The sequence below is a fragment of the Mesorhizobium sp. LMG17149 genome (assembly GCF_024518695.1).
GTDB lineage: Bacteria > Pseudomonadota > Alphaproteobacteria > Rhizobiales > Rhizobiaceae > Mesorhizobium.
Genome location: NZ_JANIFL010000014.1, coordinates 158,455 through 181,280, shown reverse-complemented (window position 1 = coordinate 181,280; position 22,826 = coordinate 158,455). Strand labels below are relative to the sequence as shown.

Genomic DNA, 22,826 nt, shown 5'->3' with positions numbered 1-22,826 from the left:
ACACACCGAAGGTAGTGATGGCAAACGCAGCGTCAATGCGCGAAGAAGCGGAATCGATTGCCGTGAAGGCCCTGGGCTTCGTCGCCTCCGATCCGGAGCTTCTGCCGCGCTTTCTGGCAATCACCGGCATAGAGGTCCATTCGATCCGCAAAGCCGCCAGTGAGCCGGGTTTTCTGGCCGGTGTCCTGCAGTTCATCCTCGCCCACGAGCCGACTCTGATGCGCTTTGCCGAGGAAACCGGTACCCCGCCGGCGGCTGTCGGCAAGGCCTTGCGGTCGCTGCCGCTGGGCGACGACAACCATGAGCATTCCATATGAGCGATGATCCGGAAACCGCGCGCCAGATCGAAGAACTGGCAGCCGACGACCGACCCTTGCTTGTCCTCGATGTCGACGATGTCGTGCTCGAATTCATCCGACCGTTTCCGAATTTCCTCAAGGCGCGCGGCTATGGCCTGACGCTGGCCTCGTTCCGGCTGACCGGCAACATCGCAGAGACCGCCAGCGGCCGCCTGATCGAACAGCCCGAAGTCACGGCACTGCTGGCCGATTTCTTTGACGCGCAAGCCGATTGGCAAAACATTACTGACGGCGCGTCAGAAGCCCTGGCAGGGCTTGGCGATCGCGCGGAAATCATCTTGCTGACGGCCATGCCGCACAAACACCGTGCCGTGCGTCGCGTCCATCTCGACGCGCTTGGGCTGAGTTACCCGCTTCTGACCACTGAAATGGCCAAAGGACCGGCAGTGGCCAAGCTTCGCGGCAAGGCTGGCCGACCGGTGGTCTTCGTCGACGATCAGCCGCACAATCTGGCGTCGGTACGGGAATCGGTCGCCGACGCCGAACTGTTCCACCTGATGGCCGACAATTCGCTGCGCGCATTCCTGCCGCCGGTGACGGACGATGTGGTCGTCGTCCAGGACTGGCACGAGGCAGCGCCCAAGATCGCAAGCGCGCTGGGGCTCTGAACTCCAGCTTCAGGGTTCAGTTCGCACCTGCGCCGCCGCTGTCGTCTCCGCTGTCATCGGCGCCGTCACCATCATCCATGCTGTCGTCCACGACCGGATCGGCGGGCTTCAGCATGACGCCATTGACGGTGACCGAGCCATCGGCCTTGGCATTGACGATCCATTCCAGCCGGCCATCGGGCAGCGTCTTGCCAAAGCCCTTCGCCATGAGAGCGACTGGCACGTATTGGCCAACCTCCGGTTCCGACTTTGCCGCTTCCTGCAGGCCTTCGACAAGCTTGTCGAAGCCGGCGACATCGACGGTTACGCTTCCTTCGGGCTTTTCGCCTGGGAATGTCATCTCACCTTCCAGCGCGATCTCCGTATCCTTGTTCTTCACGGTGCTGTGGCCAAGCACGACCTTCGGCATCTTGGCCAAGAAGTCGACTTTAAGCTGCTCGCCGAATTCGGCCGACAGCAGCGGATTCTTATTGAGATCAAAGGCTTCGATCGCCTTCTTCGCCATGCTGTCGAGATCGATATTGGCGCCGCCAAAGTTCAAATCGACATCGGTGGGTAACAACCCCACGCTCCAGCTCGGCAGAAGCTGGGTCGGCACGGTCAGCCCCGATGCCTTGATGCCGTACGTGATCGTGCCGTTCTGGGCCACGCCATCGGTGCCGAACACGGTGCTGAGCTGGGTGGCGCCGAAATTGCCGACCGGGCTTTCCACCGCAAAATCCTTGAAACCGTAGGTCCCGTCGATACGCTGCCAAAGCGGCAAGGCGGCGAGCAGAAGCGATTTGAGCTGCGCCTGGTTGGCCTTCAGCGTCGCCTCGTCCTCGTTGGCCACCGCAAATGCCAGGAGATCGAGCAATGGCTTGGTCCGCACGCCTTTGCCGCTGGCTTCGACAGACAATTCCGGCGACCTGACGGTGACCGGGAATTTCAGCCCGCTCTCCGGATCGTCGAAATTGATCGCTTCGACAAAGCTCGACACCTTTTGCGAGGTTGTGAAATCGACGCCCCCGGTCGCCGACTTGGTCGCGGCAACGGTCGCGATGCCGGCGCCCGTGCTGGCTTCCATGTGCTGCTTGGCATCCTTCGATGCCATCGTCATGCCGGCCATCGAGCTGGTGCCGCTGGTGAAGGCCGCCAGATTTGGATCGTAGACGCCCGAACCCTTGCCGTCCTTGATCGAAAACTGAGTGCTTTGCAGCCCCTCGGGTCCGTTGAACTCGAAGGAGGCAGTTTGGGAGAAATCCATGGAGACATCCCAGGACCCGTCGCTGCGCGGCTTGACCATCAGGGCATAGGGCGCGAAGTCGAACTTCAGCAGTTTCTGGTCCGGAAACGATGCGGCAAGTGCCTTGAAATCGAACAGGATCCTGTAAGCGCCACCTTCAAGCGAAACCTTCAAAATGCCTTTGTCGATGGCCTGCTTGCCGACATAGCGGGACAAGTCGTCGGATAATTGCTTCGCACCCTGACTATCGACGGTCTGACCGAACGCAGGCGCGCTCAACGCAAGGAGGAAAACGAATGGCAGGGCACGGTTCACGCGAATTCTCCGTTTGACCTAATGCATGTCGCCCAAAAGTGGTCCCCGTTTGGGAGAACGACATGCATAAACAAAACCCCAAAGCGCATGCGCTTTAGAAGGGACGTCCGTCTGGTATGAAATTACTGCTGCAACCGCAAGGTGAGATCAACAAGCCACGAGCGGACCTCATCAAAGCACCAGCCGCATCAGCGGGCGGCCGGCCTTGCGTTCCACCAGCCGCTCGAAACCCGCCTTCTCGAAGATCCGCGACGAGCCGACGAACAGGCCGATCGAGCGCGAATCGCGAGACAGATCCATCGGGCACGCCTCGAGCAGCCGGGCTCCATTCTGGCGGGCGAAATCTATGCCACCTTCGACGAGGCGATGCGTGATGCCCCTGCCGCGGGCCTTGGCGCGGATGAAGAAGCAGGAGATCGCCCAGACGGCCGGATCCGCGGCGTCGGCAGGATCGACCGGTGCCGAGCCCCTGCCCTGATTGTTCCATTCGGGCACGTCGGCGCGCGGTCCGATCTGCATCCAGCCGACCGCCTGACCGTCCTCGAATGCCAGCAGTCCGGGCGGCGGGCCGGCCTCGATACGCGCCTTGATGTGGTCCTTGTTGCGTTCCCGGCTGCTCTCGCGGCGCATCGCCGGCGCCAGCCGGAAATGCGTGCACCAACAGCCGTAGCAGGCGCCTTGCTTGCCGAAGAGGTCCTCGAATTCAGCCCAAAGCTCGGGTGCAAGTGGCGCTATGGTCGTGCTCATGCGTTCTCCCCAGGCCAGCCTTGTCGCTGGCCTTGCACTGTCGTACCATTGCATCTGTTCTCTTTATGTTCGCAGCGATGGCGGCCCCTGTCAACAATCCCGATCACGGTTTTTGCCGCGACTGCCTGACGTTTCAGCGCAGCCAGGCGCGCCGCTGCGAGCGCTGCGGCAGCCCGCGGCTTGCGCGCCATCCAGAGCTTTACCGGCTGCATCTGGCCCATATCGATTGCGACGCCTTCTATGCGGCGATCGAAAAGCGCGACAATCCGGCGCTCAAGGACAAGCCGCTGATCATCGGCGGCGGCAAGCGCGGCGTCGTCTCCACCGCATGCTATATCGCCCGCATCCAGGGCGTGCGCTCGGCCATGCCGATGTTCAAGGCGCTCGAAGCCTGCCCGGAGGCGGTGGTCATCAGCCCCAACATGGAAAAATACGTGCGCGTCGGCCGCGAAGTGCGCGCCATGATGCAAGCGCTGACACCGCTGGTCGAGCCGCTGTCGATCGACGAGGCGTTTCTCGACCTCGCCGGCACCGAACGACTGCACGGCCTGCCGCCCGCTGTGGTGCTGGCGCGCTTCGCGCAGGCCGTCGAGAAGGAGATCGGCATCACCGTTTCGGCCGGCCTGTCCTATTGCAAGTTCCTCGCCAAGATTGCGTCTGACTTTCGCAAGCCGCGCGGTTTCTCGGTCATCGGCGAGGCCGAGGCAGTCGGCTTCCTCTCGGCGCAGCCGGTGACCATGATCTGGGGTGTCGGAAAGGCATTCAACGCCACGCTGGAGCGTGACGGCATCCGCACCATCGGCCAGTTGCAGCAGATGGATCGCGGCGACCTCATGCGCCGCTACGGCACGATGGGCGACCGGCTCTACCACCTTTCGCGCGGTGAGGACGTCCGCCGCGTCGATCCCGACCAGGATGCCAAGAGCGTATCGGCCGAAACCACCTTCGACACCGACATCGCGTCGCTGGAGGAACTGGTCGCGGTTCTCAGGGGCCTTTCGGAAAAGGTCTCTGCACGGCTGAAAAAGTCAGGCATTGCCGGGCGCACCGTGGTGCTGAAGCTGAAGACCCAGGATTTCAAGCTGCGCACGCGCAATCACCAGCTCGGCGATCCGACCCGGCTCGCCGACCGCATCTTTCAGACCGGGGTGGAGCTTCTGCGCAAGGAAACCGACGGCACGAAGTATCGGCTGCTTGGCATCGGCGTCAGCGACCTCTCGGACGACGACAAAGCCGACCCGCCCGATCTGGTCGACATCCAATCGCGCAAGCGCGCCATGGCCGAAGGCGCCATCGACGCCCTGCGCGACAAGTTCGGCCGCAAGGCGGTGGAAACCGGCTACACATTCGGCAAGGGCCGCGACACCCATCCGCCGGAGCCGCTCGAGGATTAGGTGCGCTGCAGATCAATCCTGCTCGTCACCACGCTCTTGCCGGTTTTCGGGTCGGTGTCGATGACGGTCAGCCGCATGCCGTTCTCGCCGCGTTTCTCGACCTTCATCTGCGCCCTTCGGTCGCCATTGACCTCCTTGGCCCAGCGAATGCCCAGGTTGATCGCGTTGCCCGAACGGCTGCCGTTAAGCTGCGCCGGTCCCGTGCGAGAGCCGACATAGGTGCCGCTGTATTTGGCACCGCTGGCCTTCAGGTCCGCGCTGATGGCGCGCGTGACCACGACAAGTCCCCGGCAATTGCCGTCGAGCGACAGGGAGGTCGATGTCGCGTTCGAGCTGAACGTGCAGGACACGTTCACGGTCGGCGCATCGGTGGTGACCTTGACGATACCCTTGCCGGCGAAATTGCCCTTGAACGCCTGGAGAAATTGGGCCTCGTCGGCATGTGCCGCACCTGCCGCAACCAATAAGCCGCCGGTAAGCGCGAATTGCACGAAGGATCTCATCGAAGCTCTCCTTGTCGATCTTGAAAAAGGCGGGACGGTCCGCGAGCACGGCTGACCACCGGAACTCAACGCCACTTGCGGTTTCAGGTTCCGCCCGCCACACGACTGTTTTACAACATCCAGCCAGTCGCGACTGGCCCAGAAGAATGCCTTGTGTAGCGATTGCGGCAGAAGCCCTCGCCTGCGACATAGCGCGAATGGCACCCACCCCCTCGATCCCCAAGGCCGCGTTCTGGATGGCACTGTCGATCGCTTCCTTCCTTGGGATGACGGTCGCCGGCCGAGCCACGACAGCGGAGCTCAACGTCTTCCAGGTGCTTGAGTTGCGCTCTGTGATCGGCTTCTTCATTCTTCTGCCGCTGGTGATGATGAGTGGCGGTTTTCGAGCCATGCGCACGCAGCGCCCCATTGCCCATATCGCCCGCAACGTCATCCATTACACGGGCCAGGCGGCCTGGCTCTACGCCCTCACTTTGATCCCGCTGGCGGTGCTGATCTCGATCGAATTCACCACGCCGATCTGGACAGCTATCCTGGCGGTGATTTTTCTGGGCGAAAGGCTGAACCGGCCCAAGCTGGCAGCGATCGGGCTGGGGCTGATCGGCGTGGTGATCATCGTGCGCCCCGGTGTCGGCTCGGTCGATCCTGGACATCTCGTCGTGCTGGGTGCCGCGGCCTGCTTCGGCATCTCGGTGGTCACGATCAAATCGCTGACCCGGACTGACAGCGTCGTGCGCATCATCTGCTGGATGCTGATTATCCAGTCGATGGTCGGTCTCATCCCGGCGCTCTATACGTGGCGCAATCCGCCACTGGAGCTATGGCCGTGGATCGTGCTGATCGCTTTCACCGGCATGTCGTCGCATTTCTGTATGGCCCGCGCGCTTGGCTATGCCGATGCGACCATCGTCTCGCCGATGGATTTTCTGCGCGTGCCGCTATCGGCGCTGATTGGCTGGCTGCTCTATAGCGAGCAGATCGATGCCTTCACCGCCGGCGGCGCGCTGCTGATCCTGATGGGCAATCTGCTCAATCTTCAGCGCAGGGCTATAAAGCCGGCCGAAGTGGCGGCGTCGTAGTACGCCGGCCGTCAGTTCCCTTCGTCGGGTATGTTGAGAAGATGACCGCAGGCTTTGCAATGCACGGCGTCCGGCTCGTGCCGCCGCAAGCCGCACTGCGGACAGGGAAACAAAACCTTGGCTGGCCGGAAGATCGCCTGAGCCAGTCTGACAAACAGCGATATGCCGATGATCATGGTGACGATTGCGGTCAGCTTGCCGGCTATGCCCGGCAGCACGATGTCGCCGAAGCCGGTCGTCGTCACCGTGGCGACGGTGAAATAAAGCGCGTCGACATAGTTTTCCAGACCGGCGCCAGTGCGGAAGAAGAACGTGTAGACGAAGCCGGTGATGACGAACAGGAAGGTCAAAAGGTTGATGACCGCGTGGCTGGCCTCGCGCCACGGCCTCAGGCCGCGCATCTCCAGATGCCGCCAGAGCGAACCGCTGCGCGACAGCGACCACAGCCGCAGGATGCGCAGGAAGGCGAGATTGGCGAACGCCGTCGGCATCAGCAGCGTCAAAAGGATGAAGACATCGACCCACGACGTCGGCTGCTTCATCAGCCGCAGCATGTTTTTGGAGGCAAGCAGCCGGGCGACCAGATCCGCGGCGACAAGCGCGGCCGCCGAATAGTCGAGCCAGAGGAAGGACGGCTTGTCCTGAAGAACCGGCGTCGCGATGAAGAAGGCGATGATGGCGAGGTCGATGACGACGGCCACCAGTTGGAACCGGAAAGCGGCCGGCGTGCGCCCATGATAGAGCCTGCGCAGCCTGTCACGCAGCCGCGCCAAGGCTGAAACCGCCTGCGACCCGTTCCTCTGCGCCGGCTTCATGCTGACTGCGCTGGCGTTCGCGGCAGCGACCGCCCGGCTGACTGCCGCGCGAGAGAAAGAGCGGGGGTCACACCAACTCCACTTCGACCACACCCGGCACCGCGCGCATCGCCGAAGCGATCTGCGGCGAAATCCGGTAGCGGTTCGGCAGCTCGATCTCGATTTCGCCCTCGCCCTCGTCCTTGATTAGCACGAAACTCACCTGCCCCTCGCCCCTGACGGTCAGTTGGCCGGCCAGCGTGTTGATCGGCGAGGCGTTGCGCACGAAGATGCGCAGCGCCTTCTGGATGCGGCTTGCCTCGTCCTCCAGCGACTGCACCGAGTTGATGCGCAGATTGACGCCTTCCGGCCTGTCCTCGGCGGCAACGGTGATGACCACGGAGCGGCCGGCCTCGAGCAGGTCGCGATATTGCGCCAGTCCTTCGGAAAACAGCACGGCTTCGTACTGGCCTGACGTATCGGAGAAGGCGATGACGCCCATCTTGTTGCCGGTGCGCGTCTTGCGTTCCTGCTTGGATGTCACCGTGCCGGCCAGACGACCGGCGGCGGCACCGCGTTTGACGGCCGCCGAAAACTCGGCCCAGGTTTGCACCCGCATCTTCTGCAGGGCCGCCTTGTACTCGTCGAGCGGGTGCGCCGAGAGATAGAAGCCGACCACCTGGAATTCACGGTGCAGCCGGTCGGCGGCGAGCCATGGCTCTGTCGCCGGCAGATTGAGTGCCTGCGACTGGGCGCCGAGCGAAGCGCCGAAGATGTCGTGCTGGCCGGAAACCGCGTTCTGCTGCGCCAGCGACGCCAGTCCCATCATGCGTTCCACGCCCGCCATCATCGATGCGCGGTCATGGCCGAAGCAATCGAGCGCGCCGGCCATGATCAGGCTTTCGAAGACGCGCTTGCCGACGATCTTGGGATCGACCCGCTCGCAGAAATCGGCGAGGTTCTTGAATGGCTTTTCGCCACGCTGGGCAACGATGTGCTCGACCGCCGCATCGCCGACGCCCTTGAGCGCTGCCAGCGAATAGTAGATGCGGTTCTCACCGACCTCGAAGGGGCGAAAGCTCGACATCACCGAAGGCGCCAGAACCTCGATACCAAGGCGCAGCGCGTCCTGGCGGAAATCGGCCAGCTTGTCGGTGTTGCCCATGTCGAGCGTCATCGACGCTGCCAGGAACTCGACCGGATAATGCGCCTTGAGATAGGCGGTCTGGTACGAAACCACCGCATAGGCGGCGGCGTGCGATTTGTTGAAACCATAGTCGGCGAACTTGGCCAGCAGGTCGAAAATGAAATCGGCTTGCGGCTTGCCGACGCCACGCTCGACCGCGCCGGAGACGAAGCGCTCACGCTGCTTGTCCATCTCGGCGCGGATCTTCTTGCCCATGGCGCGGCGCAGCAGATCGGCTTCGCCGAGCGAGTAGCCGGACAGCTCCTGCGCGATCTGCATCACCTGTTCCTGGTAGACGATGACGCCTTGCGTCTCCTTCACCAGATGGTCGATCTTGGGATGGATCGACGCCATCTCCTCCTCGCCATGCTTTCTGGCGTTGTAGGTCGGAATGTTCTCCATCGGACCGGGGCGGTAGAGCGCGACCAGCGCGATGATGTCCTCGATGCAGTCGGGCCGCATGCCGATCAGCGCCTTGCGCATGCCGGCGCTTTCCACCTGGAACACGCCGACCACTTCGCCGCGCGACAGCATGGCGTAGGTCTCGGGATCGTCGAGCGGGATCGTTGCCAGGTCGATCTCGATGCCGCGCCGGCGGATCAGCTTGACCGCCGTCTCCAGCACGGTCAGCGTCTTCAGGCCGAGGAAGTCGAACTTCACCAGCCCGGCCTGCTCAACATATTTCATGTTGAACTGGGTGACGGGCATGTCCGAGCGCGGATCGCGGTACATCGGCACCAGTTCCGACAACGGCCGGTCGCCGATGACGATGCCGGCGGCGTGCGTCGAGGCGTGGCGGTAAAGGCCCTCCAGCTTCTGCGCCATGTCGAGCAGCGTCTGGACGATCGGCTCCCTCTCGGCCTCTTCGGCAAAGCGCGGCTCGTTGGCGATGGCGTCGGCGAGCTTGACCGGGTTGGCCGGATTCTGCGGCACCATCTTGGAGAGCTTGTCGACCTGGCCATAGGGCATCTGCAGCACGCGGCCGACGTCGCGCAGCACGGCGCGCGCCTGCAGCGTACCGAAGGTGATGATCTGGCCGACCTGGTCGCGGCCGTATTTCTGCTGGACGTAGCGGATGACCTCCTCGCGCCGATCCTGGCAGAAGTCGATGTCGAAGTCGGGCATCGACACGCGGTCGGGATTGAGGAAGCGCTCGAAAAGCAGCGAGAAGCGCAGCGGATCGATGTCGGTGATGGTCGTCGAATAGGCGACCAGCGAGCCTGCGCCCGAACCGCGGCCCGGCCCGACCGGAATGCCCTGCACCTTGGCCCATTTGATGAAGTCGGCAACGATCAGGAAGTAGCCGGGAAACTTCATCTTGGTGATGATGCCAAGCTCGAAATTCAACCGCTCGCGGTATTGCTCGACCGTGTAGCCGGCGGTTGGGCCATGCATGGCGAGGCGCGCGTCGAGCCCCTCATGCGCCTGGCGGGCCAGTTCGTCGGCTTCCGCCTGCACGGCGGCGTCATTGTCAGCGACATCGCCGCCGGTGAAGCGCGGCAGGATCGGATTGCGGTTTTTGGGATAATAGGAGCAGCGCAGCGCGATCTCGACAGTGTTGTCGATCGCTTCTGGCAGATCGGCAAAGAGCCTAGCCATATCGGCCTGGCTGCGCAGGAAATTGTCCGGCGACAGCCGGCGACGATTGTCGGCGGCGACGACCGATCCTTCGGCGATGGCGATCAGCGCGTCATGTGCGTCATAATCGTCACGAGAGGAAAAGAACGCCTCGTTGGTGGCGACCAGGGGCAGTTCATGGGCGTAGGCCAGATCGATCGAGGACTTTTCAATCACGCGATCATAACCGGAAACCCGGTCCAACTCGACATAGAGCCGGTCGCCGAACATTGCCTTGAGGGTTAAAAGCCGGGCTTCGGCCAGATCGCGGCGATCTTCCTTGAGCGCGGTGCCGATCGGTCCGCGCGGCCCACCGCTGAGGCAGATCAATCCGTCACAATAGCCTTCCATCATTTCGGTGGTCAGGTGCACGGCTTCGCCTGGCGGCGTTTCGAGGTAGACGCGGCTGACCAGCCTGACCAGATTGGAATAGCCGGCTTCGGTCGCGGCGAGCAGGACGACCGGCCGCATATCGGGACCTTGCCGTCGGCGGTCGCGCTGGCCATCGCTGTTTTCGCCGGAAAAGGCGAGCGCCGTCTGGCAGCCGATGATTGGCTGGATGCCGTCCTTCACCGCCTTCTGCGCGAATTCCAGGGCGCCGAACAGATTGTTGGTGTCGGTCACGGCAATGGCCGGGGCTTCGTCCTTGAAGGCGTGAGCCACCACCTTGCCGATCTGCAAGGCGCCTTCCAGCAGCGAATAGGCCGAATGCACGCGCAAATGGACGAAGGGCCGCGCCGGCGCCTCCGGCCGCGCCGCAGCAATCGCTGCTTCGCGCTTCAGGGGATCGCGGGGAAGTTTTTCGTCGGCCATGGTGCTGTGTGAAGGTCCTTGAGTCGATGGAGATGTATTGTCCGGGACCGCGCGATGCCAGTCCAGCACAAACCACTGCTGATCACAGGCTGCCTGCCCCGCCAGGCCTTACGCAAACTCCATGATCACCGCGTCGACAGCCAGGCTGTCACCCGGTTTGGCGTTGAGCTTGGAGACGACAAGGTCACGTTCGGCACGCAGCACGTTTTCCATCTTCATCGCTTCGACCACCGCCAAGGTCTCGCCGGCCTTGACCTCCTGGCCTTCGGCAACGGCAATCGACACGACAAGGCCGGGCATCGGGCAAAGCAGCAGGTTCGACGTGTCCGGCGCCACCTTTTCGGGCATCAGCCTTTCCAGCGCGGCGGTGCGCGGCAGCATGGCGCGCGCGGTCACCGACATGCCTTTCCAGGCTATGCGAAAGCCGTTGGCAACCGGCCTGACCTGAGCCGTAACCTTGCGCTTGCCGACCGTGCCGCGCCAGACCAGGTCGCCCGGCCGCCAGTCTGATGCAACGGTCAACGCCCTGCCGGCCTCGATCGACAGATCGATTTCCATCGGAATGGAAATCATGCCCTCGATAATCGAGGCCGACAGATAGTCATCGCCGATCTTTACCACCCAGTCGCGCTTCAGAGCTCCCGAATGCGGCGCCAGCCGCCCGCCCAGCCGGTCGAGCCGGTCACGGCGCAGCAGTTCCACCGCCGTCGCAATCGACGCCAGCACGGCCTTCTCATCGTCGTTCGGTACGACCGGCGCGAAGCCGTCGGGATATTCCTCCGATATGAAAGCGGTCGATATCCGCCCTTCCCGCCAACGCGGATGCTGCATCAAGGCAGCCAGGAACGGAATGTTGTGCTCGATACCGCCGACGACGAAGCTGTCGAGCGCTTCCGACATGGCATCGATGGCCTCCAGACGCGTCGGCGCCCAGGTGCACAGCTTGGCGAGCATCGGATCGTAGAACATCGAGATTTCGGAGCCCTCAGTGACGCCGGTGTCGTTGCGGATGATGACATCGCCGAATTGTCCTTCCTCAGGTGGCTGGTAGCGTGTCAGCCGGCCGATCGACGGCAAGAAGTTGCGGTAGGGGTCTTCGGCATAGAGCCGGCTTTCCACTGCCCAGCCGTTCAGCTTGACATCGCTTTGTTTGATGGCAAGCTTTTCGCCGGCGGCGACGCGGATCATCTGCTCGACCAGATCAATGCCTGTGACGAGCTCCGTCACCGGATGCTCGACCTGCAATCGTGTATTCATTTCAAGGAAATAGAAGTTCCTGTCCTTGTCGACGATGAATTCGACCGTGCCGGCGCTCTGGTAGTCGACGGCCCTGGCCAGCGCCACTGACTGCTCGCCCATGGCCTTGCGCGTATCGGCATCCAGGAACGGCGACGGCGCCTCTTCGGCGACCTTCTGGTTGCGACGCTGGATCGAGCATTCGCGCTCGCCGAGATAGAGCGCGTTGCCATGCGCGTCGGCCAGCACCTGGATTTCGATGTGGCGCGGATCGACGACGAATTTCTCGATGAAGACACGATCGTCTCCGAACGAACTCTTGGCTTCCGAGCGCGCGCGGTCGAAGCCGTCGCGCACTTCGGCCTCGCTCCAGGCAATGCGCATGCCCTTGCCGCCGCCGCCGGCCGAAGCCTTGATCATCACGGGATAGCCGATCTCGCCGGCGATCTTTTCGGCATGGTCGGCATTCTCGATGACGCCAAGCCAGCCGGGCACGGTGGAAACCTTGGCGGCGTTGGCGAACTTCTTCGATTCGATCTTGTCGCCCATCGCCTTGATCGCCTTGGGCTTCGGGCCGATGAAAATGATGCCTTCCGCTTCCAGCGCTTCGCAGAAGGCCGCCCGCTCGGACAGGAATCCGTAGCCGGGATGCACGGCCTGGGCCCCCGTTTCCTTGCAGGCGGCGATGATCTTTTCCGGGACGAGATAGCTCAGCGCGGCTGGTGAAGGCCCGATATGCACCGCCTCGTCGGCCATCTCGACATGCACGGCATCGCGATCGGCATCGGAATAGACGGCAACCGTGGCGATGCCCATCTTGCGCGCCGTCTTGATGACGCGGCAGGCAATTTCGCCGCGATTGGCGATCAGGATCTTGGTGAACATGCGAAATGTCATCCCTCGGGTCGGCCGTTCCTTTTATGGCCTGTGCTTGCAGGGTCAAGCCGACCATGCAATTCACTGCCTTTCAATCGACTTGCGATTCCAATTCATCGCTGTGGCCCAGTCAGGGAGCCAGCCGCCAGTTGATCGTGTCGGCAAAACCTGAAACCTTGGAAAAAACTCGCATTGGAGGACGTCTGATGAAAACCCGCGCCGCTGTCGCTGTCGCCGCCGGAAAGCCGCTGGAGATCATGGAGGTCGATCTCGACGGCCCACGTGAGGGCGAGGTTCTGGTCGAGATCAAGGCGACAGGCATCTGCCACACCGACGAATTCACGCTGTCGGGCGCCGATCCGGAGGGTCTGTTTCCGGCCATCCTCGGCCATGAGGGCGCCGGCGTCGTCGTCGATATCGGCAAGGGCGTCACCTCGCTCAAGAAGGGCGATCACGTCATCCCGCTCTACACGCCCGAATGCCGCCAGTGCCATTCCTGCCTGTCGCGAAAAACCAATCTGTGCACGGCCATCCGCGCCACCCAGGGCCAGGGCCTGATGCCCGATGGTTCATCGCGCTTCTCGATCGGCAAGGACAAGATCTTTCACTATATGGGCTGCTCGACCTTCTCCAACTTCACCGTGCTGCCCGAGATCGCGCTGGCCAAGGTCAACCCCGACGCGCCCTTCGACAAGATCTGCTACATCGGCTGCGGCGTCACCACCGGCATCGGCGCTGTGATCAACACCGCCAAGGTCGAGATCGGCGCCACCGCCGTGGTCTTCGGCCTCGGCGGCATCGGCCTCAACGTGATCCAGGGCCTGAAACTTGCCGGCGCCGACATGATCATCGGCGTCGATTTGAACAACGACAAGAAGGAGTGGGGCGAGCGCTTCGGCATGACGCATTTCGTCAATCCGAAGGAGATCGACGGCGATGTCGTGCCCCACCTCGTCAACATGACCAAGCGTGGCGCCGACCAGATCGGCGGCGCCGACTACACATTCGACTGCACCGGCAGCACCAAGGTGATGCGCCAGGCGCTGGAAGCCTCGCATCGCGGCTGGGGCAAGTCGGTCGTCATCGGCGTCGCCGGTGCCGGCCAGGAGATCTCGACGCGGCCGTTCCAGCTGGTCACCGGCCGCACCTGGATGGGAACCGCCTTCGGTGGCGCGCGCGGCCGCACCGACGTGCCCAAGATCGTCGACTGGTACATGGACGGCAAGATCCAGATCGACCCGATGATCACTCACACGCTGAAGCTCGAGGACATCAACAAGGGTTTCGATCTCATGCATGAGGGCAAATCGATCAGAAGCGTCGTGGTTTACTGAGGAAGATACCAGGCCGCCGCCCAATCGGCCCGCGACCTCTGTGGTTCACAAGTGGGAGGAGAAAAGAAACATGAGCGAACTCCCCGCCATTCTCGTCGATGCAGACGCCTGCCCGGTCAAGGCCGAGGTCGAAAAAGTGGCCGACCGGCATGGCATCCTTGTCACCTACGTCTCCAATGGCGGCCTGCGGCCATCGCGCGATCCGATGATCCGCAATGTCGTGGTTTCCAAAGGTGCCGATGCCGCCGACGACTGGATCGTGGACAATGCACGCACCAACGACATTGTGATCACCGCCGACATTCCGCTGGCCGCCCGCGCGGTGGCACTCGGCGCGCATGTGCTTGGGCCAACGGGGCGCCCCTTCACGCCGGAAACGATCGGCATGGCGGTAGCGATGCGTGACCTGAAGCAGCATCTGCGCGAGACCGGCGAAAGCAAGGGCTACAATGCCAGCTTCGCGCCGCAAGACCGGTCGCGGTTTCTCGGCGAACTCGACCGCATCTTGCGGCGGGCGCTCAAATCCGCCACACCAGACTAGAAACCGAGCGCCATCCCAGGTTGGAACCGACATGGCTGCCGAAACCCCGGTGAAGTCTCCCATTCAGCGCCACATGTTGTTCGCTGTGTCGGCCTGCGTTGGCGTTTTTGCGCTTCTCGTGGCGTTGCTGCTGCACGCCCCGCTCGCCTATTCGATCGGCGCCAACGCGTTCTTTGCCGCTTATGTCATTCTCGTCGTCGCCCAGATGCCGAAGTTCACCGGCAGGTATCTGAGCAGGAATGCGCGTGCCACGGACCAGCCGGTGCTGGTCATCTTCGCTGTGACGCTTGTCGTCGTCGGCGTTGCCGTTATCTCATTGTTCCTACTGATCAATCAGAAGGACAGAAGCCATCCCGTCGAGCTCACCTTCGCGCTGCTGTCGATCCCGCTCGGCTGGTTCACCATTCATGCCATGGCAGCGCTCCATTATGCTCATGTCTACTGGATGGACGGCGATGCTGTGGATGCCAAGACCAGGAAGAAAATCCCTGTCGGCGGACTGCTGTTTCCGGGCGACAAACGGCCGGAGGGCTGGGACTTCCTGTACTTCTCGACGGTGATCGGCATGACCGCACAGACCGCCGATACCAACATCTCGACCACGCATATGCGTCGTGTCGTGCTTGTCCATTCGATCCTGTCTTTTTTCTTCAACACGGTCATCGTCGCCGCCGCCGTCAATCTCGCCGTCAGCCTGGGCGGCCCGTAATAAATCCGTGATCGGATGAAACATCGGTTTGGATCGCGACGTATCAGGAAGACAATGAACGCGCAGGCCATGCCGCGAGGCCGGGAGACGAAACATCATGGAATCCGTTGCCAGAAGCCAATCCGCCGCCGATCCAGGCGCTTCGGCGTCGAACGACAAAACGCTGATCTACCGGCAGTCGCGCTGGACACGGCTGACGCATTGGCTTTGGGCTATCTCGTTGTTCTTCATGCTGCTGTCAGGTCTGCAGATCTTCAATGCCCGTCCGCAGCTCTATATCGGCAAAGAATCGGGCTTCGAATACAACAACACCATCTTCGCCATCGGCGCCGAGAATTCCGATGCGGGTCCGCGCGGCTACACGGAAATCTTCGGGCATCGCTTCGACACCACTGGCGTGCTCGGCTGGTCGGGTCCGGCCGGCCAGGAGACGTCCCGCGCCTTTCCCTCCTGGGCGACCATCCCGTCCTACTATGATCTCGGCACCGCGCGCGTCATCCATTTCTTCTTTGCCTGGATACTGGCCACGACGTTGATCGTCTGGTTTGTCGCCAGCACCGTGAACGGCCATCTGCGGCGCGATCTCGCGCCACGCCTCGACGATTTGAAGCGATTGCCGCAAGACATCGTCGACCACGCCAAGCTCAAATTCCACCACACGCGCGAATACAACACGCTGCAGAAGATGGCCTATGGCGGGGTGCTGTTCGTGCTGTTGCCGCTGATGATCATCACCGGTCTGGCCATGTCGCCGAGCATGAATTCGGTGCTGCCGTTCCTCAACGATCTGTTCGGTGGCCGGCAGACGGCACGCACCATCCATTTCACCGTCATGGTGCTATTGGTCGCCTTCTTCGTCGTCCATATCCTGATGATCCTGGCCGCCGGCCCGATCAACGAACTGCGTTCGATCATCACCGGCTGGTATCGCACCGATCCTCCCGCACAGGACGACAAAAACGTCGAGAGGAGTGCCTGACATGGCGAAGTTTGAGATCAGCCGCCGCAAATTCCTGACCGGTGCCAGCCTTGGTGCCTCCGGCATCATGCTGTCGGGCTGCGACGCCTTCGACAGTCAGCTAGGTGTTGGCAGCGGCCTGCGCAGTTTCCTCGAAAACGCCAATGGCCTGACCTACCGCGCACAGCGGCTGCTTGCCGGAAGTGACGCGCTCGCCCCGGAATTCACCGAGGCCGACATCCGCCAGCCGCAGCGGCCGAATGGTGTCACCGCTCCCGATGACGATGTCTACAAGGGCTTGCTCGCCAACAACTTTGCCGACTGGCGACTGGAGGTTTCAGGCCTTGTCGAGAAGCCGCTGTCGCTCAGCCGCGAGCAACTCCAGAATATGCCGAGCCGCACCCAGATCACCCGCCATGACTGCGTCGAAGGCTGGAGCTGCATCGCCAAATGGACCGGCACGCCGCTGTCGCTGGTGCTGGACCAGGCGATGGTCAAACCGCAGGCGCGTTACGTCATGTTCCATTGCCTCGACACGATCGACCGCAGCCTGTCGGGCGACATCAAATATTACGGCAGCATCGACCTGGTCGATGCCCGCCACCCACAGACGATTCTCGCCTATGGCCTGAACGGCAAGCCGCTGCCGGTCGAGAACGGCGCTCCGCTGCGGGTTCGCGTCGAGCGCCAACTCGGCTACAAGATGCCGAAATATCTCTACAAGATCGAGTTGGTCGATGGCTTCGCCACTGTCGGCGGCGGTCGCGGCGGCTATTGGGAAGACAATGGTTATGACTGGTACGGCGGAATCTGAATCGCACACCGCAAACGCTGCGGCCCCAAAGATGGCCAACCTATAGCGAGCGGCGAAACAGTTCGCCCTTTCCGGCAATCTGCTCGCCAATGCCGCCAAGCCGCAGCATATGCCAAGCAAGTGCATGGTTGCTCGAGGTTACCGGTTTCCCCAGTTCCTTCTCGACGTCCTCGATGATGCGGGCAACGCGCATGCTGGTGCAGGAAACGAACACCGCCTCACAGTCGCTCGACGCACCGATTTCCAAGATGGCCTGCTTGACCGATGCCGGCGTGATGCGCGCAACGACATTGTCATCCGCCTCGTTGAAGGAGCCCATGACCGGAATGTCCATCCCCCGCGCCATCAGCGATGCACGTAGCGAATGATTGATTTTCGCCAGATAAGGGGTGAGCAGCGCGATCCGCGAGACGCCCAGGGCCTTCAGCGCCGCCCTTGCCGCCGTCACCGGGTTGGTCACTTGCACGCCCGGCAGCACCTCATGAACGCGTTCGGCGACCTTGTGCTCGCCGATAACCAGCGCTCCCGAGGTGCAGGCAAAACCGATCACATCGAACTTGACGTCCGGCAAGAGCCCGACAGTTTCCGGGATGACGGCCGACATCTTCATCAGGTTTTCCGGCGTGATCTCGACATCGCTGTAGAGCCGCGCCTCGTACAGCGCGATGTCGCGCGCGGGCAGCGCATAGCGGAATTCATCCTCGATGGTCTGGTCGGTTCGAAGGACGAGCAGGCCGAGATTGGCGCGGGTGCCGATGCCGTCGTCGGTCTTGAAGGGAATGTGTTCCTTGTCGACGACAAGCGCATCGTCGGCGCGGCTAAGCGGGGCGTCCATGGCGCAGTCCCCTTCCTGATGCCAATCAGAATTGTCGACAATAGAAGCGACAACTTTGCCAAACGTGTCAAGAGCTCCGTTCCAATTTTGGGAACCGGGAAATGCCGGGATTTCGCCCTGTCTGAACGGTGAATCGATCGTCGACCCACGCGCCGTTGACAATGGCCAGCGTCTTCCTGTTGAATTGTCGACAATAGAAACGACAACCATTCGGGTCAGCGATGCGCATATTGATCTTGGGCGGTGGCGTTGTCGGGATCACCACTGCCTATCAGTTGCAGAAGGACGGCCACACGGTCACCGTTCTCGAACAGGCATCACAGGTGGCCGAAGGGGCTAGCTGGGCAAATGCCGGCATGATCGCGCCCGGCCATTCCTTCGTCTGGTCATCGCCGGCCGCGCCAAAAATCCTGCTGAAGTCGCTGTTCCAGAAAGACCAGGCGCTTCGTTTCAAGCTCTCCGCCGACCCGCATCTCTACAGCTGGTCGCTGCGCTTCCTCATGCAATGCACGGCCGCCAAAGCGCGTCGCAACACCCTTCTCAAACATCGGCTTGCGGTCCATTCCCAATCGGTCCTGCAGGCGGTCGTCAGGGAGGAAGCGATCCAGTACGACAGGACATCGGCCGGCATTCTTTACTTCCACCGCAACCGCCAGGCGCTCGACAAGGGCATCGCCAACATGCGCCTGCTGGAGGCCGACGGCCAGGAGATCCGTATCGTCGACGCGCAGGAAATCGTTGACCGCGAGCCGGCGCTGGCTTTGTCGCGCGACAACATTGCCGGCGGCGTATTGTGTCCGACCGACGAAACCGGCGACGCCGCCAAGTTCACGCGCGCGCTGGCGGCCATCGTCGAAAATAGGGGCGGCAAGATCCTGACAGGGACCAGGATCGTGGGGATCGAACGCAGAAAGGAAACGATCACCAAGATCGTCACCGACAAGGGAGAGTTTCTGGCCGACACCTACGTTCTGTGTCTCGGCGCCGAGAGCCCCGTCCTCGCCCGCAAGATCGGCCTTGGTCTGCCGATCTATCCGGTCAAGGGATATTCCATGACCATTCCCATCGTCGATCAGGCGCTGGCTCCAAAACTCCCTGTCATCGATGAGCACAATCTCGTCGCCATCACGCCGATGGGCGATCGCATCCGCGTGACCGCCACCGCGGAATTCGCGGGCTATGATCGCAGCCACAAGCCTTCGGATTTCGCCTTCATGAAGCGCGTCACGCAGGACCTGTTCCCGCGCGGCATCGCCTATGATCGCGCCGAGATGCGGGCCTGCCTGAGGCCCATGACGCCCGACAACCTGCCGATCCTCGGCCTGCGCGACATCCGAAACCTGTGGCTGAACACCGGGCACGGCCATATCGGCTGGACCATGGCGCATGGATCGGCCCGTATCGTCGCCGATCTGATCGCCGGCCGGGCAGCGCCGATCGCCCTCGACGGCATCCTTCCCACACAGGCACGGTTCGCCGAACCAAGCGCCGCAAAGGCTTGACGACGCCATGCTTCGACCCACCAGACAAACCAACCAGGACAACAATGCGGCGTTGGCATCCAAGCCGATCAAGACCGGCCCGCGTGTCTATGAAGAGATCCGTCGCATGGCGATGGACTATCGCTTCAAGCCGAACGAACGCATCAACGAAGTGGCGCTTGCCGCGAGGCTGAATGTCAGCCGCAGCCCGATCCGGGAAGCTCTCCAGCGGCTGGTCACGGAGGAACTCATCACCTTCCAGACCAATCGCGGCTTCTTTTGCCGGGGCTTCGATGTCGACGAGATCGTCAATCTTTCCGACGTGCGAGCGGTGCTCGAGGAGCGCTCCGTCAGGCTGGCGGTCCAGCGCGCGACAGATGAGGAGCTTGCCACGCTCGTCGACTGGTGGGCGCTCACCATGGCGCGCGCCGACTCGTTTTCCAGCGCCGAACTGACCGCCAGGGACGAGGAATTTCACATCCGCATCGCCAGGCTGTCAGGCAATCCCGAACTGGCGCGCATGCTCGAAGGCATCAACACGCGCATCCATTTCGTTCGCAAGATCGAAGTGGAGAAGCACCGGCGATTGTCGACAACCTACACCGAACATAGCGAAATCGCCCGGGCCATGGTAGCCCGCGATGCCAACAGCGCCGCAAGGCTCATGCACGACCACATCGCCATCAGTGTCGCCGATGCCATGTCGACCGTCAGGGAAGGCTTGGCAAGGATATACATCGACGTCGACCAGATCTAATCGGGCAACCCCAGCTTTGACCGAGGCAACCCCCTACCGCTCAGGCAACCCCTACCGCTCAGGCGACCTTGTCGAGCAGCGGCCTCAGCGCCGGATGGATTTCCGGTGAGGCGTGCTTGATCAGGGTCAACAGCGCGCGTTCGTTCTCATAAAGAGGCCTGTCGACGCCGATATGTTCGATCAGCCAGCCGGCTTCGCCGGCATCGACCGTCTGGGCGCGGCGGGCCAGAGCCTCGGCCGCCCTGTTCTTGGCTTCCCACTCGGCCTCGATGTCGCCTGGCGACCGATAGGCTTCCATGATGCCGGCAAGGCCGCCGGAGATCATGCGGCTGAAGAAGCCGCCGATTTCCGGATCGGCATGTTCGAGGAAGGCATCACGGCGCAGCGCCACATCGCGCGTCGGTGCTTCGTAGCCGGCCGAGCACATGATGAAATTGGCGATCGCCTTGACGAACAGCTCGTTCCAGGACGGATCATTGTGCCCTTGGGCAGTGCACTCGTTGATCTTGAACAGCACCTCGGCCTCGGCGCGCGTGATGGCGATGTTGCCGTCGCCGCCATGGGCGTGGAGGATCCGGCGCAGCAACTCGACCTCCGCCTGTGCGATGAGGCCGGGAGCCAGCGTGCCGCCGAGCATCAGCGGCCCCTTGCCGTCAATGACGGCATGCGCCACCTGCTCCAGCGCATACACACAAAGCTGGCTCGGCGACGATTTCGCCTGTTCCAGCACATGCACCAGCAATTCGAGCTCGGTCCGGCTGTCGACCATGCCATCGCGCGAGATCGTGCGGATCAGCCAGTCGGCATTGTCTTGCGAGATATAGCCCGACGGCTTTTCCTGGTGGACGATATAGTCGGTGACCGCCTCGACGAAGAAGGGCGGCCATTCCTGGCATTTGTCCTTCGCCGTTGCATCGAGCGCAAACAGCGCCTCGGCCTCGCCGCGCGTCACGACGCCGTCGCCGAACACTTCATGGCGCAACATCGCTACGTCCTCCGCGGCGATGCGGCTTTTCGAGGTCAGCCCGGCCACCGGCGCGCTCATGATCAATTCGCCCATTTGTCGTCCCCGTCCGCCGTCGCCAAGCGCCGGCCCCAAGCGTCATACACGCCAACATATCAGCAGTGTCTTGAAAAACCGGCAAACGGCGTGGTTAGCGAAGACTTGTCGGCCAACGCATGTCGCCCAAAAACGTGCCGCGGTTTTGAAGAATGGTACGCACGCGCTTTAGATGTCGCTGACAGGTGACAAGCCGCCGCGCGCGAGCTATGGATGGCGCGTCGAGGACTCAGGGTCTGAGTCCTACCTGTTTGCGGGAGAGAACAGCGAGAGCTGTCGCCGAAGGGGAAATCGCCCGAAATCTCTCAGGCAAAAGAACCGTAGACGGGAAAGACACTCTGGAAAGTCGGGGCTTGCCCCCGCGCCGAAGGTGTAAGCGCCGCTGACAGAGCTCCGGCTGCGCGAGTCTCTCAGGCTTCAGACAGAGGGGCACGGACTGGTCGCCATTCGCGACCGATTGCGTGCGACTCTGGAGACGACATGACGGGCGACGATACAAGACACCTCCCCCTCGAAGACATCCATGTAACCGCCGGTGCGCGCTTCGGTGCTTTTGCCGGCTGGTCGATGCCGCTGACCTATCCGGCGGGCGTCATGAAGGAACATCTTCACACCCGCGAACAGGCCGGCCTGTTCGACATCTCGCATATGAAGCTGTTCGAAGTCAGCGGGCCGGAGGCGGTTGCGCTGCTCAACCGCGCTTGCCCCTTGGATGCAGGCGCACTCCAAATCTCACAGTCCAAACTGTCCTTTTTCCTCAACGAGGCAGGCGGCATCCTGGACGACCTCATCGTCACCAGACTTGGCGATAGCAGGTTCATGATAGTCGCCAACGCAGGCAACGCCGTCGCCGACGAAAAGCATTTGCGTGCACTTGCCGCGGATTTCGACGCCAGGGTCGAGCCGCTCGACCGCGTCTTCCTGGCCATCCAGGGTCCTGAAGCCTGGGCCGCCCTTTCCCGCGCCGGCATCGAGACCGGCTCGCTGCTTTTCATGCATGGTGTCGAACCGCGCAAGAACTGGTTCATGAGCCGGTCGGGCTATACCGGCGAGGACGGTTTCGAGATCGGCCTGCCGGAAGCCGATGCACGCGATCTCGTCGCGAAGCTGCTCGGCGATGAACGCGTGCTGTGGATCGGCCTGGCCGCCCGCGACAGTCTGCGGCTGGAGGCAGGGCTGTGCCTGCATGGCCAGGACATCACGCCGGAGACCAATCCGGCCAGCGCCGCCTTGATGTGGGCAATTCCAAAGGACATCCGCGCTTCCGGCGCTTTCATCGGCGCCGATGCGCTCCGCGCCGCCGTGGAACAAGGACCCGCGCAAAAGCGGGTCGGGCTTAAGCCGGAAGGTCGCCAGCCGGTGCGTGGCGGTGCCGCGCTCTTCGACGCCGACGGCAATCCGGCCGGCCAGGTCACATCGGGCGGTTTCGGCCCCTCGGCCGGCCATCCGGTCGCCATGGGCTATGTCTCGACACCTCTGGCAAAGCCCGGAACGCGGGTGTTCGCCGACGTGCGCGGCACAAAAATCCCAGTCGATATCAGTTCCCTGCCCTTCACACCGCATCGCTACCGCAAAGGATGATCTC

General features: G+C 62.5%; 20 protein-coding genes and 1 riboswitch. Of the genes, 12 read left to right on the top strand and 8 right to left on the bottom strand.

Going from position 1 to position 22,826, the window contains the following annotated elements:
- The first annotated feature begins 17 nt into the window (after positions 1–17).
- Positions 18–317, top strand: a complete 300-nt coding sequence (locus tag NP945_RS28465) for a DUF3572 domain-containing protein (RefSeq protein WP_024503583.1) — start codon at positions 18–20, stop codon at positions 315–317.
- Positions 314–967, top strand: a complete 654-nt coding sequence (locus NP945_RS28460) for a hypothetical protein (protein ID WP_127271109.1) — start codon at positions 314–316, stop codon at positions 965–967. Before NP945_RS28465 ends, NP945_RS28460 begins: the two co-directional genes overlap by 4 nt.
- A gap of 16 nt (positions 968–983) precedes the next feature.
- Here the strand turns inward: NP945_RS28460 and NP945_RS28455 are convergent, their stop codons facing one another.
- Together NP945_RS28455 and NP945_RS28450 are read right to left on the bottom strand one after the other, a co-directional pair.
- Positions 984–2,507, bottom strand: coding sequence for a hypothetical protein (locus tag NP945_RS28455; protein WP_256748180.1), 1,524 nt, complete (start codon positions 2,505–2,507; stop codon positions 984–986).
- 171 nt (positions 2,508–2,678) lie between these two features.
- The gene (locus NP945_RS28450) at positions 2,679–3,254 is read right to left on the bottom strand and encodes a GNAT family N-acetyltransferase (RefSeq protein WP_256748179.1); all 576 of its coding nucleotides are present in this window, start codon (positions 3,252–3,254) and stop codon (positions 2,679–2,681) included.
- 65 nt (positions 3,255–3,319) lie between these two features.
- Here NP945_RS28450 and NP945_RS28445 point away from each other — a divergent pair, with 65 nt between their 5' ends.
- Entirely contained in the window at positions 3,320–4,648 is a 1,329-nt protein-coding gene (locus NP945_RS28445) for a DNA polymerase IV (RefSeq protein WP_256748178.1), read from the top strand.
- On the opposite strand, the gene NP945_RS28440 is transcribed toward NP945_RS28445, so the two are convergent.
- Positions 4,645–5,151 (bottom strand): hypothetical protein, encoded by a 507-nt coding sequence (locus NP945_RS28440; protein ID WP_256748177.1) that lies wholly within the window; start codon positions 5,149–5,151, stop codon positions 4,645–4,647. The two genes, NP945_RS28445 and NP945_RS28440, sit on opposite strands and share 4 nt — an antisense overlap.
- Positions 5,152–5,348: 197 nt before the next feature.
- Here NP945_RS28440 and NP945_RS28435 point away from each other — a divergent pair, with 197 nt between their 5' ends.
- Positions 5,349–6,230, top strand: a complete 882-nt coding sequence (locus NP945_RS28435) for a DMT family transporter (RefSeq protein WP_127269138.1) — start codon at positions 5,349–5,351, stop codon at positions 6,228–6,230.
- Positions 6,231–6,241: 11 nt separating this feature from the next.
- Here NP945_RS28435 and NP945_RS28430 read toward each other — a convergent pair whose 3' ends face one another.
- From NP945_RS28430 to NP945_RS28420, 3 genes are all read right to left on the bottom strand, one after another.
- Positions 6,242–7,045 (bottom strand): potassium channel family protein, encoded by an 804-nt coding sequence (locus NP945_RS28430; RefSeq protein ID WP_127270750.1) that lies wholly within the window; start codon positions 7,043–7,045, stop codon positions 6,242–6,244.
- Between the two features lie 67 nt (positions 7,046–7,112).
- The gene (dnaE, locus tag NP945_RS28425) at positions 7,113–10,640 is read right to left on the bottom strand and encodes a DNA polymerase III subunit alpha (protein WP_256748176.1); all 3,528 of its coding nucleotides are present in this window, start codon (positions 10,638–10,640) and stop codon (positions 7,113–7,115) included.
- A 108-nt stretch (positions 10,641–10,748) separates the two neighbouring features.
- Positions 10,749–12,761 carry an acetyl/propionyl/methylcrotonyl-CoA carboxylase subunit alpha gene (locus tag NP945_RS28420; RefSeq protein ID WP_256748175.1) on the bottom strand — a complete coding sequence of 671 codons (2,013 nt, stop codon included), beginning with the start codon at positions 12,759–12,761 and terminating at the stop codon, positions 10,749–10,751.
- Positions 12,762–12,958: 197 nt separating this feature from the next.
- On the opposite strand from NP945_RS28420, the gene NP945_RS28415 reads away from it, so the two are divergent.
- The 5 genes from NP945_RS28415 (at position 12,959) to NP945_RS28395 (ending at position 17,108) form a co-directional block, all read left to right on the top strand.
- Positions 12,959–14,086 carry an S-(hydroxymethyl)glutathione dehydrogenase/class III alcohol dehydrogenase gene (locus NP945_RS28415; protein WP_127270241.1) on the top strand — a complete coding sequence of 376 codons (1,128 nt, stop codon included), beginning with the start codon at positions 12,959–12,961 and terminating at the stop codon, positions 14,084–14,086.
- Between the two features lie 70 nt (positions 14,087–14,156).
- Positions 14,157–14,627, top strand: a complete 471-nt coding sequence (locus tag NP945_RS28410) for a YaiI/YqxD family protein (RefSeq protein WP_256748174.1) — start codon at positions 14,157–14,159, stop codon at positions 14,625–14,627.
- 31 nt (positions 14,628–14,658) lie between these two features.
- Positions 14,659–15,336 (top strand): DUF1345 domain-containing protein, encoded by a 678-nt coding sequence (locus tag NP945_RS28405; protein WP_256748173.1) that lies wholly within the window; start codon positions 14,659–14,661, stop codon positions 15,334–15,336.
- Positions 15,337–15,433: 97 nt separating this feature from the next.
- Positions 15,434–16,315 (top strand): cytochrome b/b6 domain-containing protein, encoded by an 882-nt coding sequence (locus NP945_RS28400; protein WP_256748172.1) that lies wholly within the window; start codon positions 15,434–15,436, stop codon positions 16,313–16,315.
- Between the two features lies 1 nt (position 16,316).
- Entirely contained in the window at positions 16,317–17,108 is a 792-nt protein-coding gene (locus tag NP945_RS28395) for a molybdopterin-binding protein (protein WP_127810556.1), read from the top strand.
- Positions 17,109–17,148: 40 nt separating this feature from the next.
- Here NP945_RS28395 and NP945_RS28390 read toward each other — a convergent pair whose 3' ends face one another.
- On the bottom strand, positions 17,149–17,943 hold the full coding sequence (locus NP945_RS28390; RefSeq protein ID WP_256748171.1) for an aspartate/glutamate racemase family protein: 795 nt from the start codon (positions 17,941–17,943) through the stop codon (positions 17,149–17,151).
- Positions 17,944–18,164: 221 nt separating this feature from the next.
- Here NP945_RS28390 and NP945_RS28385 point away from each other — a divergent pair, with 221 nt between their 5' ends.
- A complete protein-coding gene (locus tag NP945_RS28385) occupies positions 18,165–19,445 on the top strand; it encodes a D-amino acid dehydrogenase (protein WP_127267800.1) in 1,281 nt (426 codons plus the stop codon).
- Between the two features lie 7 nt (positions 19,446–19,452).
- Complete coding sequence (locus NP945_RS28380) at positions 19,453–20,181, top strand: GntR family transcriptional regulator (RefSeq protein WP_127267799.1); 729 nt, start codon at positions 19,453–19,455, stop codon at positions 20,179–20,181.
- Between the two features lie 58 nt (positions 20,182–20,239).
- Here the strand turns inward: NP945_RS28380 and NP945_RS28375 are convergent, their stop codons facing one another.
- Positions 20,240–21,241 carry a hypothetical protein gene (locus NP945_RS28375; protein WP_256748170.1) on the bottom strand — a complete coding sequence of 334 codons (1,002 nt, stop codon included), beginning with the start codon at positions 21,239–21,241 and terminating at the stop codon, positions 20,240–20,242.
- 244 nt (positions 21,242–21,485) lie between these two features.
- Positions 21,486–21,572: riboswitch (glycine riboswitch) on the top strand.
- 149 nt (positions 21,573–21,721) lie between these two features.
- Here NP945_RS28375 and gcvT point away from each other — a divergent pair.
- Positions 21,722–22,822 carry a glycine cleavage system aminomethyltransferase GcvT gene (gene gcvT, locus NP945_RS28370; protein ID WP_127267797.1) on the top strand — a complete coding sequence of 367 codons (1,101 nt, stop codon included), beginning with the start codon at positions 21,722–21,724 and terminating at the stop codon, positions 22,820–22,822.
- The last annotated feature ends 4 nt before the right edge of the window (positions 22,823–22,826 follow it).